We start from the raw sequence: 15,900 nt of genomic DNA, 5'->3' as shown, positions 1-15,900 counted from the left end.
ACGGGGCCAACGTCGGTCGCGGGAAAGCGCCTTCTCTCTAACCCCGAAATACGTTGCTGGCCAGCGGGTTTCCATACCCAGATTGGTCCGGCACGGCAGCCACGCCACGCCGGTCGAGTTGACTCCGCGCACTGTTGCTGCCACCATGGCCGCGAACGCACCTCGCTAGGTGAGGCGTCTGTACGGATACAGGCCACTGACCTCCAACGTCGAGAGACGCCCAGGGTCAGGACAGCTCTTCCCGGCTTAAGGGTTGAGCCCAAGTGGCTTCCGGCTTCTGGCCGGATACGGCGTGCAGTGCCGAAACTCTGACGAGAGGGGTGCCGGCCGGCGGTGTTGTCGGCCCGGCTCTCCCTGATGTGCATGCTGCGCCGGCATCCCCGTGTGCCCTGGCCGTTAGGAGGTGAGAGCAAGATTGAGTCCGGACGATAGTCCTTATCCGAGTTCGACGACCACTTCGCTCGAACCCGTTCGCGGCGCCGCTTTCACTTTCTGACTCGGCCTGCGCCATACCGTATCCGCGCTCCCGTCTGCTGTCCCGAGCGCGGTTCCAGCGTGCGAATTTGCTGTCCCTGCAGTGTTATTCGCTATGCCCCAAGGAGTTTCGATGTCTTTTGTGTCTGCACTTCCCGAAGAGCTCACCGCGACAGCTGCTGATCTGAGCAGCATCGGCAATACGGTGGCTGCGCAGAACACGGCCGCCGCCGGGCCGACAACCGGGGTGGTTCCGGCGGCCGCCGACGAGGTCTCTGCACTGACCGCCGCCCAATTTGCCAGACATGCGCAGATGTACCAGGCGATCAGCAAGCGCGCCGCTGTGGTGCACGAGAGGTTCGTGATCATGCTGCAGCGCAGCGCGCAGTCCTACGCAGCGACCGACGCTGCCAACGCCATCTCGATCTAGCGAAAACGGTTTACTGATGATGGATTACGGAGCAATTCCCCCGGAAATCAATTCCGCACGCATGTACGCCGGCCCCGGTGTCGGTCCGATGCTGTCCGCCGCAGCGGCCTGGAACCTGTTGGCCGCAGAATTACGTTCTGCAGCGATATCTTTCGAATGGTCGGTAGCGAGCCTGGTCAGCCAAGGTTGGTGGGGCCCCTCGGCGTCGGCGATGACGGCGGCCGCCGAGCCCTACATCACCTGGATGAGCGTCACCGCCGAACAGGCAGAGCAGACCGCAGCGCAGGCCTACGCCGCCGCCGATGCCTACGCGTCGGCCTACGCGATGACGGTGCCACCGCCGGCGATCGCAGACAATCGAGTGATGTTGGCGGCATTGGTCAAGACCAACGCTCTGGGACTGAATACACCGGCGATCGCGGCGACCGAAGCCCGCTACGCTGCGATGTGGGCGCAGGACGCCGTGGCGATGTACAGCTACGCCGCCGCTGCCGCATCGGCCACCGAACTGGTTCCGTTCGCGGTAGCGCCGGAAACCACCAGTTCAGACGACGAGAGTAGTTCTGGCGCGCTCCCCTCCGACACCGGAAATGCGCACTCCCAGGTGCCCAACGCATTGCGGAGCATGGCGTCGCCGGCACAGGGCACGAGGCCGACGGACCCGGATTGGCATTGGACGAAGTTCTTCGACGGTCTGTTCGACGGGACCTGGGGCCACGACGACGGCTCGGGCCTGAATATCAATGCCCAGCTGTGGAATACGATCGCCGCGACCGGCATCTTCGATCCGGGCGGGAACCTCGAGGGCTTTGCGGGTCTGGCCACGCTCGGGTTTCTGGCCCGCGGCCTCGACGGCGGCACGGCCGCCCTTACTGGTGGCGGGCTCAGCTCCGCGCCAGCTATGACACTGGCGTCGGCCGAGACGGCCGGCCGTGCTGCCGGAGCTGCGGTCGGCGGCGCAGGCTCGCCGGTGTCGGCCGGAGTGGGCAGAGCGACCCTGGTCGGATCCTTGTCCGCACCACCGAACTGGGCAACGGCCGTCCCGGCAGCTGCGCCGAGCGCCGGTACAGCCAGCGGCTGGACGGTCGCCCCGGACAGCAGGTCGATGACCGCCATGCCACCTCCGATGCTCCCGAACGGTGGCGGACGGAGCGGCAGCTTCGGGCTCGGGACGCCGCGCTATGGCGTCAAGCTCACCGTGATGCCGCGTCCGGTGGTGGTCGGGTAGGTACATCGGCGCGGCGTGGGCAAGCCGAGGAACCGACAGCTACGGCCGGCGCGGCATCCCCAACGCGGTTCCGAGGATCCACGCGAACAAGAACGCCGGCATGGCGGTGATCGAGAGTCCTTCCAGCGACAGCGGTCCAGTGCCGACGATGAACGCCAGCAACAACAGCGGATGTACCGCGGCAGCGGCAACGGCGAGGTGGGCGGTGTATCGGGGCAGCACCCCGTGGACGTACACCGCGACCGCGAACGACGCCAGGGCCACCACGGTCGGCATACCGGACATGGCCAGCAGACCGAACGCCAGGTCGTAGAGCAGCGCGACTGCTTCGGGGCTGTGGAATCGGTACAGCAGGATGTCGAACGCGGTGAACCCGCTGAGCAGCAGCGTCACGCAGCCGATGAAGCCGGTGGCGAAGCACGGCGCAAGAACCGATCTCACCGGCAGCCGATCCCGCAGCAGTGTCCACACTGCCCCGCCGAACACCAGCCACAGCGTCACACCGACCGTGTTGAGCAGCATCGTCACGACCAGTCGATCGTGGTGCTGGGTCGCCCACCAGGCCACCTCGGTGGCCAGCGTCTGGGTGCCGGGGAACGACCAGATCGGATACACCGCGAGCGTCACAACCGGCAGCGCGAAGCCGAGCGTGCCGGACCATCGCGCCACCCGCGCCGCGTCCCACTCCATCAGCGCACCAGCTCCCACTGGCCAAAATCGGCTGCCAACACGTCATCCACGTCGACGTGGACGTCGTCGATCAGGAAACCCGGGTCGGTTGCGGTGACCATCTCCCGCTGGAAGAGCACGGCCGCCGGTTCGCGTTCGCCGCCCGACCACGCCCGGGTCTGCCAGGCCCACCGGTGGCCCGCACTGGTCGAGTGCCCGATGACGTCGTCGGCGATCGCCCAGGAACACTGCCGGGCACCGCCGTAGATCCCGGTGCGCGCTGCCCCCAGCACCGAGTTGATGCCGCGAAACCACTGGACCGCGAAGTTCTTCCAGGCCTTGGCGTCGATGTCCTCATCGACGCTGAAGAAGATCGGCGCGCTCGGCGGACCGCCGGCGGCGGTGTGCAGCCGCAGCGCCGTGCGGGCGTCCGCGGCTCCCCCGTCGTAGCCGCGGGTGAAATCCGACGGCGAATCCGGCCAGCCTGGTTTCCCGAACTGGTAGCAGCTGACGATCTGGAGGGCCGCCGCGCGGAGCCGGTCGGCGTAGTCACGGGTGACGGGCTTGAAATCGAAGGTGGCGCCGGGCCGCAGCTCCGAGACGTAGACCAGCGCCCCGGCGAAGCCGGCCGCCTTGATCCGCTCGGGCTCGACCAGCCGGTGGGCGAAATCGATGAGCTGCAGCCCCTCGGCCGCCGCCTTCGGCGCACCGGCTGTTGCCGCGAAGAAACCGGGGACCGCCAATGCCGGTGCCAGCAGCGCGCCGTACCGCAGGGCTTCGCGGCGGGAAACCGATCGCGTCACACCGGAAGGGTAGCCGCCGCCGGCGTCCGGCGCGCCATCAGCAGGCCCGTGCATCGCTAAACGTGCTTGATCACCGCTTCCCCGAACTGCGCTATCGCCTCGATCGCACGCCCCAGACTGTCGCCGGGAAGCGCGACCTGCACCCAGCTGACCCCGACGTCAGCGAGCCGGCCCAGACCGTCCAGGTAGGCGCCGGCGTCGAAGTCGTCGTAGCCGAGGCGGCCGCCGGCCAGGTTGGAGAAGCAGATGTCGATGGCCGACCAGTCCCGGCCCGCCTGGTCGCAGCGGCGCTTCAGGTCATCGACTCCCGCCGCAAGCATTTCGATGGAATCCATCGCGGCGGTGCGAGCCGTGCCGGCCAGACCGGGCGGCGCAGCGAACGGCGCCCACCCGTCACCCCGGGTGGCGACCCGCTGCCGCGCCTTGCCGGTGTTGCCGCCGATCCAGATCGGCGGATGCGGGCTGCTGACCGGGCGCGGATGCGCGGTGACTCCCCTGGCATTGAAGTGCCGGCCCTGAAACGACACGTCGTCCCCGGTCCAGATGGCCCGGATGACGTCGAGGCTCTCTTCGACCAATGCGGTGCGCTCATCGAAATCCACGCCCAACGCCGCGAACTCGCCTTTGAGGTAGCCCACGCCGACCGCCAGGGTGAACCTGCCGCCGGACAACAGATCCAGCGTCGCCCCGGACTTGGCCACCACGAACGGGTTCCGGTAGGGAAGCACAACGACGTTCGGGATGAATCGCAGCGTTCGGGTGTGCGCCGCCGCGAACCCCATCGCCACGAACGGGTCCAGGCTGTCGTGTCCGCCGGCGTCGAGCCAGCGCTGGGTCGGCGCGGGATGGTCAGTGAAGCCCATGGCGCCGAAACCGGCGGCTTCAGCGGCCTTCGCCACCGTGGTCACCCCGTGCGGGGAGACCAGTTCCGGGTCACACGGATGCGTGATGATCGGGTAGGTGAACGCGAACCGCATGCGGGTTCCTCTCATTCTGGTTTCGGCCGCGGCGGACCGAGTAGGTAGTCGCCGGTGTCCGGGTGGTGATACCAGCCGCCTGCCGCGTGCGTCCCACCGTCGACGTGCAGCGTCTGGCCGGTGACGTAGCTACTCAGATCGCCGGCCAGAAACACTGCGGCACCGGCCATCTCATCGACATGGCCGGGCCGTCCCATCGGGATCATGTAGCCGGCGTGCGCCAGCATCTCGGCCGAGCCGATGCGCTCGATGCCTTCGGTGAGGGTGAGATCCGGTGCCAGGCAGTTGACCCGGATGCCGTGCGGCGCGAGCTCCAGTGCCGCCGTCTTGGTGAAGTTGATGACACCCGCCTTCGCCGCTGCGTAGGCCGCGAAGCCGGGCGCAGCGCGGGCGCCCTCGATGCTGGCGATGTTGATGATGCTCCCGGCCGCCCCGTGCCGCACCAGTGCCTGGGCGACGCGCTGGGTGCACAGCAGCACATGGGTGAGGTTGGAACGGATCAGGGTGTCCCACCCCTTCGGGGCGGTGTCCAGCAACGGTGCCGAGAACGCCCCGCCGGCGTTGTTGACCAGCACTGTCGGTAGCCCCACCTCTGCCATGGTTCTGGCCAGCGCCGTATCGACCTGATCAGCGTCGCGGACATCGATCGCGCAGGAGAGACCCCCGACCGCGGCGGCCGTGCGTTCCGCGGTCTGCGGGTCTTTCTCCCAGATCACCACCCGGGCACCGAATTCCGCGAAGGTCTCCGCGATACCGCGGCCGATGCCGGCCCCGCCGCCGGTGACGACGGCTACTCGACCGTCGAGGGCCGACGCATCCTTCGGCAATGCCACGATCCACCTCCGGGTGGTGTCTCGACCAACCGGTCAGAGGCTGATGTAGACCGACTTGGTGTTGAAGTAGGCCTCCAGGCCCTTGCGGCCGCGCTCCCCGCCCCAGCCGGATTGCTTGTGCCCGCAGATCGGCATGGACGGGTCGGCAGCGAGCGCGCAGTTCACCCAGATCTGGCCGCCGCGAAGCTGGTTCGCGACCCGGTGAGCGCGGCTGAGGTTCCCGGTCCAGATGGCGCCGGCCAGCCCGTACTCGGTGTCGTTGGCGGCGGCGATCGCCTCATCCTCCTCGTCGAAGGGGATCACCGATCCGACCGGGCCGAAGATCTCCTCACGGATCAGCCGCATATCGGGGGTGGTGTTCGTGATGATCGTCGCCTCGTAGAAATAGCCGCGCCGATCCATAGGCTTGCCGCCGGTGACCACCTGCGCTCCGGCGGCCACCCCGTCGTTGACGATGCCTGCCACGCGTTGACGCTGCTTCTCACTGATCAGCGGGCCCAGCACCGAGTCGGGGTCGTCGCTGCCGCCCATCGGCAGCATCTGGGCGAAGTTGGCCAGGCCCTCGACGACTTGGTCGTAGATGCCGCGCTGGACGTAGATCCGCGAGGTGCAGGAACAGTTCTGGCCGGAGCCGGCCAGCAGGCCCATGCCGGCCATCATGATGGCCTTGTCGAGGTTGGCGTCGTCGAACATGATCAGCGGTGACTTGCCGCCTAGCTCAAGGGTGAGGCGCTTGAGGTTGCCGGCGGCGGCCTTGACGATCAGCCGGCCGACCTCGGTGGACCCGGTGAACGAGATCTTGTCGACTCCCGGGTGGGCGGTCAGGGCCGCACCGGTGGTCTCGCCGTAGCCGGTGACGACGTTCAGCACGCCGTCGGGAAGGCCGGCCTCGCGGAAGATCTCCTCGAGCTTCAGCGCGGTCAGCGGTGTCTCTTCGGCGGGTTTGAGCACGCAGCTGCAGCCCGCCGCCAATGCCGGGGCCACCTTGAGCATGGCGACGAAGAACGGCCCGTTCCACGGGATGATCAGGCCGACCACTCCGACCGGCTCCAGCTGGGTGAAGGTGTGGTACTCCTCGAAGTGGCCGAGTAGCCCGTCGGAGACCAGGTTGCTCGACTCGCCGTGAATCTTGCCGACCCATCCGGCGTAGTACGTCAGCATCTCCTGGGAGACCTTGATGATCTGGCTGGCGCCCATCGCGGTCATTCCGTTGTCGCGCGACTCGATCTCGGCGAGCTCGGCGGTGCGTTCCTTGATGATTTCGGCGGCGCGGAACATGATCTCGGCGCGGCGCGCGGCGGGCAGTTTGCGCCACACCCCTGATTCGAAGCTCTCCCGCGCCCGGGCCACCGCCGCGTCGACGGCCGCCTGGTCGGAGTCGGGGACTTCGGCGATCTGTTCCTCGGTCGAGGGGTTGTAGACCGGGATCATCCCACCCGTTTCGACGGCGGGGTCGGCTTCGATGGTGCTACTCACTGTTGTGATCCTTCCTTAAATCCCGGGGGCGCAGTCGGATTCGTTGTCGGCCGGATGAGAACTTCTTGGGCGGTGCTGGCCACGTGCCGCCCGGCCACGTCGACAATGGCTCCGTGCACGAGGGCGCGATGCCCGACGACGGCGATCGTCTGCTGGGTGTAGGAATGCCACTGGTCGAATTGCACCGGGCGATGCAGCCAGATGGTGTGGTCGAGGGTCAGTCCCCGGTGCGTGGCATAGCCGACACGCTGCGGGTGGGAGCGTAACGCCATGTCCACCAGCAGATAGTCGCTGGCGTAGGCCAGCAGCACGGCGTGCGCTTGTGGGCCGGCGTCGACCGGACGCGGCAAGCGCATCCAGTGAGTGCGCTGCCCGGGTGCCTGTGCGCCGCCGAGGAAGATGGGCGCTTCACCGATGCGCATCTCCAGCGGCGGCGGCCGGTCGATCCACGTCCTTCCCGGTCCGGCCAGTCCTGCCGGGGCGTGCTGTGCCCAGTGCTGCAGCAGCGGTAGGGATTCCGGGGCTGTGGCCGGGGCCGCTGCGGTGCCTACGTCGGTGCTCTCGGCGTTGGCGTCGAAGGACACCGTCGCTGTCACCAGCGCCTTGCCGTCTTGTTCAATGACGACGTGGCGCACCGACATCGAGCGCCCGTCGCGGGTGCGCTCGACGATGATGTCCAGGGGTGCGCCTGAGTCGCCGAGACGCAGGAACGACGCGTGGACCGAATGCGGGATGAGTTCGGCGGCGGTGGCGGCGGCCGCCGCCATCGCCTGGGCGACGAGTTGGCCGCCGAAGATCCGCCCGAAGCGGACGGCCTCGTTGCCGACCCGGAATCGGTCGGCGCCGACCGGCTGCGGCGTCAGCACCCCGTGCAGCTCATCGAGGGCGCCGAGGGTGCCCCGTTCCAGCGGGCTGTCCGACCCGCGAAGGGGACCGCTGAAGTCGGACTGGGCGGTGGCCTCAGGCGGCGACGACATGGGCCTCCTCGATGGACTGCCGACCCGGGAACCGGCGGCGTCACCTGATTTAAGTCAACCGCTTGACTTATGTCAAGGGCCGGTCGGCCCCGTTATCGGCACTGCCAACATTCACCGGCAAACGCGAGCGGTGCCGGCTGCCACCGCGACCGACGAAAGGGTCCCGGTGAACGAGAACTCAGCAGCCAATTACTGGGCGCGCACCCTAGCGTTCCTGATCAGAAGACACGTTCGCACGAGTGTTGCGGACACAAGCCCCCGGGTGAAAGGGAATGACGTGTTTGTCGGACTCGGCATCCTCCGGCCAGTCCGTCCCAGCGCAGCTTCCCGAAAGAGGTCTGGACTGCCGGCCACGCACAAGGGCTCGACAGGCGCCGTCCCGTGAGTCTGCTCGATCATGGGGGCCGGCGGGAGCGAATTGTCAATGCCGCACTGCGACAAGCTGTTAACGGCTACGAGTCAGTGCGGATCCGGGATGTGGCCGACGTTGCCGGGGTCCCCGCCAGCGCTGTCTACCATTACTTTCCATCAAAGGATGGGCTGCTGCTGGACTGCCTCCACAGCTGGCTGAGTGAATTCGCGGGTGAGCTAGGGGCCGACATCGTCGGGCCGGCCGAACCACACCAGCGACTCTTACACGTCATCGCATGTCTTACTGAACAGCTGTCGGTGACACCGAGACTCGCCGATACCGCGGCGCGCGCATATCTGCAAGCGACCGGATCCGCCGCCGTCAACGCTCAACTGGTGCGGAACAAACTGATAGACATCTTCGCCCATGCCATGGAGCCGGACCAACCGACTCGCGCCGACCATAACCAGCAGGTCGCCGCGCTGTTGGCGGATGTATGGATCGCGAATCTCCTCGCGCTCGCGCAAAACCGAGCAACACCGCGTGAACTGCGCCGGCGACTTGAACATGCTGTTACGGCAATCAGGAAAAACGCCGACCGCCAGAAGCAGAGGCCCAGCGTCGGCGAAACGCTATCCGCTCCGGACGCTTGACCTCCACCGCTGGATTCCTTCTGCCATTCGCCCCGGCCAGCGGCCGCATCCGCGGTTGCTAATCGGCACGCTCCCGTTGGATTTCCAGGGCGATGTCGATGAGCTGGTCTTCTTGGCCGCCGATGAGTTTGCGTTGGCCGGCGCGGTGGAGCAGTTCGTGGGCGGGCACGCCGTAGCGCTCCCCCTGACGCACCGCGTGCTTGAGGAAGCTGGAGTACACCCCGGAGTAGCCCATGATCAGCGCGTTGCGGTCCAGCACGCACTCGGCCGGCATCACCGGGCGTACCACGTCCTCGGCGGCATCAGCGATGTCGAAGAAGTCGATACCGGTCTTGATCCCGACCTTGTCGAACACCCCGATCAACGCCTCCACCGGCGCATTGCCCGCCCCGGCACCGAAGCGGCGCACCGAGCCGTCGATCTGCTTGGCCCCGGCACGCACCGCCTCCAAGGAGTTGGCCACCCCGAGCCCGAGATTCTCATGACCGTGGAAACCCACCTGAGCCCCATCTCCCTGGTCACCGAGCTCAGCGACCAGCGCCTGAACCCGGTCACGCACCCCTTCGAGCACCAGCGCACCGGCCGAATCCACCACGTACACGCATTGGCAGCCCGCATCGGCCATGATCCGGGCCTGGGCGGCCAGCTTCTCCGGGGACACGGTGTGGGCCATCATCAAAAACCCGACGGTCTCCAACCCGAGCTCACGGGCCAGCCCGAAGTGCTGGATGGACACGTCGGCCTCGGTGCAGTGCGTGGCGATCCGGCAGATCTGTCCGCCGTTGCCCTGCGCCTGTTTCATGTCGTCTTTGGTGGCCACCCCGGGCAGCATCAAAAACGCGATCCTGGCGTCTTTGGCGGTCTGCGCCGCGAGCTTGATGAGCTCCTGGTCGGGGGTCTTGGAGAACCCGTAGTTGAAGCTCGAGCCGCCCAGCCCGTCGCCGTGGGTCACCTCGATCACCGGCACCCCGGCGGCATCGATCGCGGCGACGATCGCGGCGACCTCCTCGCGCGTGAACTGGTGACGCTTGTGATGGCTACCGTCGCGCAGGCTGGTGTCGGTGATCCGCACATCGAAGATGTGATCGCTCATTTCGCTCCTCCAGCCTTGGCCGACGCCATCTCGCGGGCGATCTCCTCGCCGACCTTGGTGGCCGCCGCCGTCATGATGTCCAGGTTGCCCGCATACGGGGGCAGATAATCGCCGGCACCCTCCACCTCCACGAACGTGGTCACCACCGCACGCCCCCCGGAGTTCAGCGACGGCTCGTCGAACTGCGGCTCATTGAGCAGCCGATACCCCGGCACATAAGTCTGCACCTGGGCGACGACATCGGTGATCGACGCGGTGATCGCATCCCGGTCGGCGTCCTCGGGGATCTGGCAGAAAATGGTGTCGCGCATGATCATCGGCGGATCAGCCGGGTTCAAGATAATGATCGCCTTGCCCTTTTGCGCACCACCGATGGTCTCCACCCCGCGCGAGGTGGTCTTGGTGAACTCATCGATATTGGCCCGCGTCCCCGGCCCCGCCGAAACACTGGCCACACTGGCCACGATCTCGGCGTAGGGCACCACCCCGCCCTGCTCTTTGACCGCGCGGGTCACCGCGTACACGATCGGAATGGTGGCCTGCCCACCACAGGTGATCATGTTGACGTTGGGGGCATCGACGTGTTCGTGCAGGTTCGCCGGCGGAATCACCGCCGGCCCCACCGCCGCCGGAGTCAAATCGATCGCCCGGATCCCGGCCGCCTCGTACTTGGGCGCATACGCCTTGTGCACATAGGCGCTGGTCGCCTCGAACACGAAATCCGGCAACTCATCCTGAGCCAGCAACCAATCCGCGCCCTCGGCAGAGGTCTCCAAACCCAGCTTGCGAGCCCGCGCCAACCCCTCCGACTCCGGATCAATACCGATCATCCAGCGCGGCTCCAACCACTCCGAACGCAGCAGCTTGTACAGCAAATCCGTGCTGATATTGCCCGACCCCACAATCGCGACACTGGCCTTGGCAGCCACGTCAACCTCCTCTACTTAAATCGTTCGGACAGGGATCAACGGTCATCGAGCTCAGCGTTTGGACCGCCCATAACCGAGGAAGCGCACCAGGTAATGAGGCAGACTCCTGGCGGGCACGGCGACCGGCCAGGAATCGGTGCGGAAGTAGGCATCAGATCCTCCGTCGACGAAAACGACGCTGCCGCACATGAAGTCAGCGGCATCGGAGAGCATGAACAGCATCCAGTCGGCGAGCTGGCCGGCGTCGCCGTAGCCGCCTATCGGGACCGGGAACGCCTTGACCGCCTTGGCTTCTTTGGGATTGGCGAGCTGCTCGGCCAGCAGAGGGGTCATAATCGCTCCCGGGGCGAGCGCGTTCAACCGGATGCCCGCGCCGGCCCAGTCACCGGTGACGGCGTGGCGGCGGACCCAGCGCGATACCGCGATCTTCGATGCCGCGTAGACGATGGCGGCCGACTTCTTGCCGAAGACCCGGACCGCGCGCAGCGCCTTGTCCACGTCGCCGGCGAGCAGGGCGCGGGTCGCCCGGCGGGGCACCAGCGGAGTGGTGGTGGTGGAGTTGCTGGCGATCACGACCACCTTGGCGCGCTCGGCGCGAGCCAAGGCGGGTTGTAGGGACATCAGCAATTCGACCACGCCGAAATAGTTGACCTGTGCAATCAACCTTTGTCGTCCCTCGACGGGGCCCAGTCCCGCGGCGAGGACTGCCCCGTCCAGAACGCCACCGCAGGCAGCCAGCGCAGCTTCGGCGGCCGCCCGGCGTCCCACCGTTGTCGACAAGTCGGCCGATATCTCCGCGTCTTTGATGTCGATTCCGATAACGCTATGCCCTGCGGCACGGAGCTTTTCGGTGGCTTGCCGGCCCATGCCCGATGCGGATCCGGTTACGACATACGTTCCCACAACGCACCTTCCGTCACATCGATGGCCTTCGAAGAGATCGTCACCAGTCCAACCACGGGTTAATGGCGCGCAGCGGGGTATCGAGCACTATTTCGCCAAGGCCGGGCAGCGTTCGCGAGCCGCGGATTTCCGCGGTCCGGTCGCGCACCCGCGCCGTCGTGACCAGCGGGTCGTCATCGAGGTAGAGCAGTCGCATCCGCAGCGCGCCCGCGGTGTCGGATGCTTCTTGCGACCGCAAGCCCATGGCGTTGTCCTGATGGCGATCGAGCGTGAAGGTCCAGGCGCCCGCCACCCCGGGAAGCCGGAGCAATTCGGGAATCACAACCTGATCGTCTAGCCGGTACTGCTCGTGCGTATCGGTACCGAGCGGGTCGTGATAGCGGGTGAGTGTCAGGTGCAGGCCCTGGTTGGGTCGGTAGGGAATCGCTGCCGGCGACACCAGCGACGACGGGGCTGAGTATCCCTTGACCGGCCGGAAGAAGGCCAACAGCGTTCGGCGCACGCCCGGGATCATCGGTCCTCTGCCCCACTGGAAGGAATCGGCGCCGAGTTGCTCCCACTCCCGGACGGACCGTTCGACCGGTTCCCGAAACCAGTACATCGCTACGTAATCGACGCTCTCCTGCTCCGCGGTCGCCGTGGATATCTCTTTGCAGTCCGGGGGCCTTCGCCAGCGCTCTCCTGCGGCAACCCCCGGCAGCGCCAGGTTCTCCGGGCGATGATCCAGCTGGTGCCACTCGTTGTAGCGACGATGGTCATCGGGGCCCGCGTTATGCAGCGAGATGAACGAGAAGAACACCAAGGGACATTCGGCCATATTCACTACCTTTGTCGCTGAGTACTGCCGGCGTCCACAGGCAGGGTCACGGCCGTGACGTAGCGGGCCTCGTCGGAGGCCAGGAACAAGCACGCATTCGCCACATCCACCGGTTCCACCCACGGGACATCGATCATGTTCATCTTCATCGCCGACTCGGCGAACTCCTCGCGGGTCGGTGGCCGGTCGAGGTCGGGCCGGAACGCGCTGCGGACCGCGTCGTTCTGGATCAGCGGGGTGTCGACGTTCGTCGGGTGAACCGTGTTCACCCGAACCCGGTGCGACGCGAGTTCGTTGGCGAGGCTACGCATCAGACCCACCACCCCGTGTTTGGCCGCGGTGTAATGCGCCACTCCGACCAATCCCTGAAGCCCTGCTATCGAACTCACCAGGATCATCGCACCGCCTCCACGCGCGATGAGATGCGGTGCGGTGACCTGGCAGGTGTGGAACACCCCGGTTAGGTTAACGTCGAGCATGGTGCGCCAGGTCTCCTCTGGCAGCTCGGCAGCCAACCCGCGGGAAGTGATTCCCGCGGTGGCACAGACGATGTCGAGTCCGCCGTATTCGCGGATCCCGCTGTCGATGGCAGTCCGTAACAGCTCTCGTTCGCGCACATCGGCAACCGCGGTGATCATCCGCCCGCCAACGGCCCGTACCTGCGCCGCTGTCTCGGCGAGGTCGTCGTGCGTGGACGGCGGCACCACAACGGTATCGACCGGACCGCACAGGTCGATTCCGATGATCTCGGCCCCCTCTTGGGCAAAGCGAACCGCCTGCGCCCGCCCGATTCCACGGGCCGCGCCGGTGATCAGCGCGACCTTTCCAGCAAGCCGAGGAATCGTCATGTCTTCTGGGTCAAGCCGGCGTCGACGACGAGCTGGGCACCGGTGATGTAGCGAGCACTGTCGGAAGCCAGGAAGGCGACCGCTTCGGCGACATCACTCGGCTCCACCCACGGCACCGGCAGCAGGTTGCGCCCAGCAAGCACCTTGATCGCGTCGGCCTCGGTCGGATTGTCGATGTCGGGGCACAGTCTCCGGTAGGTGGCCTCGTTGCGGACCGTGGACGTCGCGACGGCACCGGGGTGCACCGTGTTCACCCGAATTCCGAGCGGGCCGAGTTCGTTGGCCAGGGTTCGGGCCAATCCCACCACCGCATGTTTGCTAGCGGTGTAGTGGGCGGTGTCGGCAGTGCCGCGAAGTCCGTTGGTGGAGCTGATGATCACGATCGCGCCGCCTGACCTCAAGTGCGGTACGGCCGCCTTGACGGTGTGCCAGACGCCGGTGACGTTGACGTCGAGCGCCGCTTGCCAGACTTCGCTGGTCAGCTCCCAGGCCGGGGCGCCGGGGGTGTGGATGCCGGCGTTGGCGACGACGACATCCAACCCGCCGAGTGCTGCGACCCCCGCGTCGATCACCTCGGTCACGGCATGAAGGTCCCGTACATCGGCGATGCCGGTGAAGCAGCGCCTGCCGTTGTCTGCGAGCGCGTCCGCCGTGCCCGCGAGGTCATCGACCGCGGCTGCCGAATCGACGGCGATGACGTCGGCGCCCGCGTCGGCGAGACGGAGGCAGTGCGCGCGGCCGGTCCCGCGGGCTGCACCGGTCACCACCGCGACTCTGCCGGCGAGGTTCGGCATCAGGACGCCAAGGACTTGCGCAGCTCGAATCCCTTGTATCCGGCGTTGGCCACCTCGGCGCAGATGTCGAGGTAGGTGGCGAATCCGCCGATGAACAGCATGAACACCCGCGGCTTTCCGGGGACGTTGGCGCCCATGTACCACGAGTTCGCCTTCGGGAAGAGCGTCGCGTCGGCACGCTGGTTGCATTCGGCGATCCAACTGTCAACGGCATCTGCAGTCGCCTCGATGGCCGCGTAGCCGTGCTGGTCCAGATAGGCGATGGCATCCGAAATCCAGTTGATGTGCGCCTCGGCGTGCAACACCATGTTGGCCAGCACCGCCGGTGCGCCCGGTCCTGACACCAGGAACAGGTTGGGGAAGCCGTCGACACCTAACCCGAGATAGGTGCGAGGGCCGTCGGCCCAGTCGTCGGCCAGCTTCTGCCCGTTGCGACCGACGATGTCGATCTTGGCCAGCGTGCCGGTCATGGCATCGAAACCGGTGGCCAAAACCAGGGCGTCGAGATCGTAGTGGGCCGCCGAGGTCTGGATGCCTGTCTTGTCGATCGACTCGATGGGCGTCTTGCGGACACTGACCAGTGTCACGGTGGGCCGGTTGAACGTCTGGAAATAGTTGGTGTCGGTGCAGATTCGCTTGGTGCCGATCGGGTGGTCGTCGGGGATCAACAGCTCGGCGAGCGTGGGGTCGTCGATCTCCGCACGGATCTTCTCTTCGTAGAACTTGCGGGCTTCCTCGTTGGCCTCGAGGCTGACCATCTGGTCGGCGAAGGTCTTGGAGAACAAGACTCCCCCCAGCTGCCAGCGTTCCTCGAACGCCGCGCGGCGTTCCTCGGGCGTGACCTCCATGGTCAGCTTTGGATGCGCCACATGCGGCGATCCCCCGCCACTGCGCCAGGACATTTGGCGCCGTTGGGCGTAATTGGCCTTGGCATACCTGATCTCTTCGGCGGTCAGCGGACGGTTGCCCGCCGGGACGCTGTAATTGGGGGTGCGCTGAAAGACGTAAAGATGAGCGGCCTGCTCGGCGATGATCGGAATCGACTGAACACCTGACGATCCGGTACCGATCACACCGACACGCTTGCCGGTGAAGTCCACCCCTTCGTGCGGCCAGTGAGCGGTGTGATAGGTCTCGCCCCCGAAGGTGTCCAGGCCCGGGATGTCGGGCGTCAACGGGGAGGACAGCGGTCCGGTAGCCATCACCACGAACCGCGCCGCAACCGACTCGCCGGTGTCGGTGGCTACGGTCCACCGCGCGGCGTCTTCGTCGAAGACGGCCGACACGACCCTGGTGTTGAACGTGATCCCCGGCCTTAAATTCAGCTTGTCGGTGACCCACTTGATGTATTCGAGGATCTCGCTTTGCGTGGCGTACTTCTCGGTCCAGGTCCACTCCTGCTGCAGCTCATCGGAGAACGAGTAGCAATAGTCCAGGCTCTCGACATCACATCGTGCACCGGGATACCGGTTGAAGTACCAGGTCCCCCCGACCTCCGGCGCCGCCTCGAAGACACGGACCGCCAGGCCCTGCCCTCGGAATTTATGCAAGGCGTACAGGCCACCGAATCCTGCGCCCACCACGACGACATCGACATGATTTTCGGTCGCGCTACTCACGACGGCTAGGTTAGGCCGCACGCAT

At 66.5% G+C, this 15,900-nt stretch carries 16 protein-coding genes and 1 riboswitch; of the genes, 3 read left to right on the top strand and 13 right to left on the bottom strand.

The genetic code is table 11. The features are described 5' to 3' along the window. The first annotated feature begins 154 nt into the window (after window positions 1–154). A riboswitch (M-box (ykoK) riboswitch) is annotated at window positions 155–327 on the top strand. A 280-nt stretch (window positions 328–607) separates the two neighbouring features. After that, window positions 608–904: a PE family protein gene (locus DQP56_RS03550; protein WP_112683603.1), complete on the top strand. Its 297-nt coding sequence runs from the start codon at window positions 608–610 to the stop codon at window positions 902–904. A 19-nt stretch (window positions 905–923) separates the two neighbouring features. Next, window positions 924–2,132 (top strand): PPE family protein, encoded by a 1,209-nt coding sequence (locus tag DQP56_RS03545; RefSeq protein ID WP_205868788.1) that lies wholly within the window; start codon window positions 924–926, stop codon window positions 2,130–2,132. A 39-nt stretch (window positions 2,133–2,171) separates the two neighbouring features. On the opposite strand, the gene DQP56_RS03540 is transcribed toward DQP56_RS03545, so the two are convergent. From DQP56_RS03540 to DQP56_RS03515, 6 genes are all read right to left on the bottom strand, one after another. After that, window positions 2,172–2,822: a hypothetical protein gene (locus DQP56_RS03540; RefSeq protein ID WP_112683641.1), complete on the bottom strand. Its 651-nt coding sequence runs from the start codon at window positions 2,820–2,822 to the stop codon at window positions 2,172–2,174. Then, window positions 2,822–3,559, bottom strand: a complete 738-nt coding sequence (locus tag DQP56_RS03535) for a DUF1906 domain-containing protein (protein WP_435673814.1) — start codon at window positions 3,557–3,559, stop codon at window positions 2,822–2,824. Before DQP56_RS03535 ends, DQP56_RS03540 begins: the two co-directional genes overlap by 1 nt. A gap of 101 nt (window positions 3,560–3,660) precedes the next feature. Continuing rightward, window positions 3,661–4,581, bottom strand: a complete 921-nt coding sequence (locus tag DQP56_RS03530) for an LLM class F420-dependent oxidoreductase (RefSeq protein ID WP_112683600.1) — start codon at window positions 4,579–4,581, stop codon at window positions 3,661–3,663. Window positions 4,582–4,592: 11 nt separating this feature from the next. After that, window positions 4,593–5,414: an SDR family NAD(P)-dependent oxidoreductase gene (locus DQP56_RS03525; RefSeq protein ID WP_112683599.1), complete on the bottom strand. Its 822-nt coding sequence runs from the start codon at window positions 5,412–5,414 to the stop codon at window positions 4,593–4,595. Window positions 5,415–5,447: 33 nt separating this feature from the next. Further along, on the bottom strand, window positions 5,448–6,845 hold the full coding sequence (locus DQP56_RS03520; protein WP_112683640.1) for an aldehyde dehydrogenase family protein: 1,398 nt from the start codon (window positions 6,843–6,845) through the stop codon (window positions 5,448–5,450). 41 nt (window positions 6,846–6,886) lie between these two features. Beyond that, window positions 6,887–7,867: an acyl-CoA thioesterase gene (locus tag DQP56_RS03515; RefSeq protein ID WP_112683598.1), complete on the bottom strand. Its 981-nt coding sequence runs from the start codon at window positions 7,865–7,867 to the stop codon at window positions 6,887–6,889. A 381-nt stretch (window positions 7,868–8,248) separates the two neighbouring features. On the opposite strand from DQP56_RS03515, the gene DQP56_RS03510 reads away from it, so the two are divergent. Beyond that, window positions 8,249–8,872 carry a TetR/AcrR family transcriptional regulator gene (locus tag DQP56_RS03510; protein WP_112683597.1) on the top strand — a complete coding sequence of 208 codons (624 nt, stop codon included), beginning with the start codon at window positions 8,249–8,251 and terminating at the stop codon, window positions 8,870–8,872. A 58-nt stretch (window positions 8,873–8,930) separates the two neighbouring features. On the opposite strand, the gene dmpG is transcribed toward DQP56_RS03510, so the two are convergent. The 7 genes from dmpG to DQP56_RS03475 are packed head-to-tail and all read right to left on the bottom strand — an operon-like array spanning window position 8,931 to window position 15,875. Continuing rightward, window positions 8,931–9,965, bottom strand: a complete 1,035-nt coding sequence (dmpG, locus tag DQP56_RS03505) for a 4-hydroxy-2-oxovalerate aldolase (RefSeq protein ID WP_112683596.1) — start codon at window positions 9,963–9,965, stop codon at window positions 8,931–8,933. Continuing rightward, window positions 9,962–10,894: an acetaldehyde dehydrogenase (acetylating) gene (locus DQP56_RS03500; RefSeq protein ID WP_112683595.1), complete on the bottom strand. Its 933-nt coding sequence runs from the start codon at window positions 10,892–10,894 to the stop codon at window positions 9,962–9,964. The genes dmpG and DQP56_RS03500 overlap by 4 nt, the downstream gene beginning before the upstream one ends. A gap of 51 nt (window positions 10,895–10,945) precedes the next feature. Continuing rightward, window positions 10,946–11,797: an SDR family oxidoreductase gene (locus DQP56_RS03495; protein WP_112683594.1), complete on the bottom strand. Its 852-nt coding sequence runs from the start codon at window positions 11,795–11,797 to the stop codon at window positions 10,946–10,948. A 40-nt stretch (window positions 11,798–11,837) separates the two neighbouring features. Next, window positions 11,838–12,614 (bottom strand): hypothetical protein, encoded by a 777-nt coding sequence (locus DQP56_RS03490; RefSeq protein ID WP_112683593.1) that lies wholly within the window; start codon window positions 12,612–12,614, stop codon window positions 11,838–11,840. A 5-nt stretch (window positions 12,615–12,619) separates the two neighbouring features. Further along, the gene (locus DQP56_RS03485; RefSeq protein WP_112683592.1) at window positions 12,620–13,462 is read right to left on the bottom strand and encodes a mycofactocin-coupled SDR family oxidoreductase; all 843 of its coding nucleotides are present in this window, start codon (window positions 13,460–13,462) and stop codon (window positions 12,620–12,622) included. Continuing rightward, the gene (locus tag DQP56_RS03480; RefSeq protein WP_112683591.1) at window positions 13,459–14,256 is read right to left on the bottom strand and encodes a mycofactocin-coupled SDR family oxidoreductase; all 798 of its coding nucleotides are present in this window, start codon (window positions 14,254–14,256) and stop codon (window positions 13,459–13,461) included. Before DQP56_RS03480 ends, DQP56_RS03485 begins: the two co-directional genes overlap by 4 nt. Next, the gene (locus DQP56_RS03475) at window positions 14,256–15,875 is read right to left on the bottom strand and encodes a flavin-containing monooxygenase (protein ID WP_234825489.1); all 1,620 of its coding nucleotides are present in this window, start codon (window positions 15,873–15,875) and stop codon (window positions 14,256–14,258) included. The genes DQP56_RS03480 and DQP56_RS03475 overlap by 1 nt, the downstream gene beginning before the upstream one ends. Window positions 15,876–15,900: the final 25 nt, after the last annotated feature.

The sequence above is a fragment of the Mycolicibacter senuensis genome, from assembly GCF_003284925.1.
In the GTDB taxonomy this organism is placed as follows: domain Bacteria; phylum Actinomycetota; class Actinomycetes; order Mycobacteriales; family Mycobacteriaceae; genus Mycobacterium; species Mycobacterium algericum_A.
This window is presented reverse-complemented; position numbering and strand designations above follow the sequence as displayed.

Bases quoted from the DNA above. Each gene is read 5' to 3' on its own strand.
- DQP56_RS03550 (WP_112683603.1), top strand. From the start codon at position 608: ATGTCTTTTGTGTCTGCACTTCCCGAAGAGCTCACCGCGACAGCTGCT.
- DQP56_RS03545 (WP_205868788.1), top strand. From the start codon at position 924: ATGGATTACGGAGCAATTCCCCCGGAAATCAATTCCGCACGCATGTAC.
- DQP56_RS03540 (WP_112683641.1), bottom strand. From the start codon at position 2,822: ATGGAGTGGGACGCGGCGCGGGTGGCGCGATGGTCCGGCACGCTCGGC.
- DQP56_RS03530 (WP_112683600.1), bottom strand. From the start codon at position 4,581: ATGCGGTTCGCGTTCACCTACCCGATCATCACGCATCCGTGTGACCCG.
- DQP56_RS03520 (WP_112683640.1), bottom strand. From the start codon at position 6,845: ATGATCCCGGTCTACAACCCCTCGACCGAGGAACAGATCGCCGAAGTC.
- DQP56_RS03515 (WP_112683598.1), bottom strand. From the start codon at position 7,867: ATGTCGTCGCCGCCTGAGGCCACCGCCCAGTCCGACTTCAGCGGTCCC.
- dmpG (WP_112683596.1), bottom strand. From the start codon at position 9,965: ATGAGCGATCACATCTTCGATGTGCGGATCACCGACACCAGCCTGCGC.
- DQP56_RS03490 (WP_112683593.1), bottom strand. From the start codon at position 12,614: ATGGCCGAATGTCCCTTGGTGTTCTTCTCGTTCATCTCGCTGCATAAC.
- DQP56_RS03485 (WP_112683592.1), bottom strand. From the start codon at position 13,462: ATGACGATTCCTCGGCTTGCTGGAAAGGTCGCGCTGATCACCGGCGCG.
- DQP56_RS03480 (WP_112683591.1), bottom strand. From the start codon at position 14,256: ATGCCGAACCTCGCCGGCAGAGTCGCGGTGGTGACCGGTGCAGCCCGC.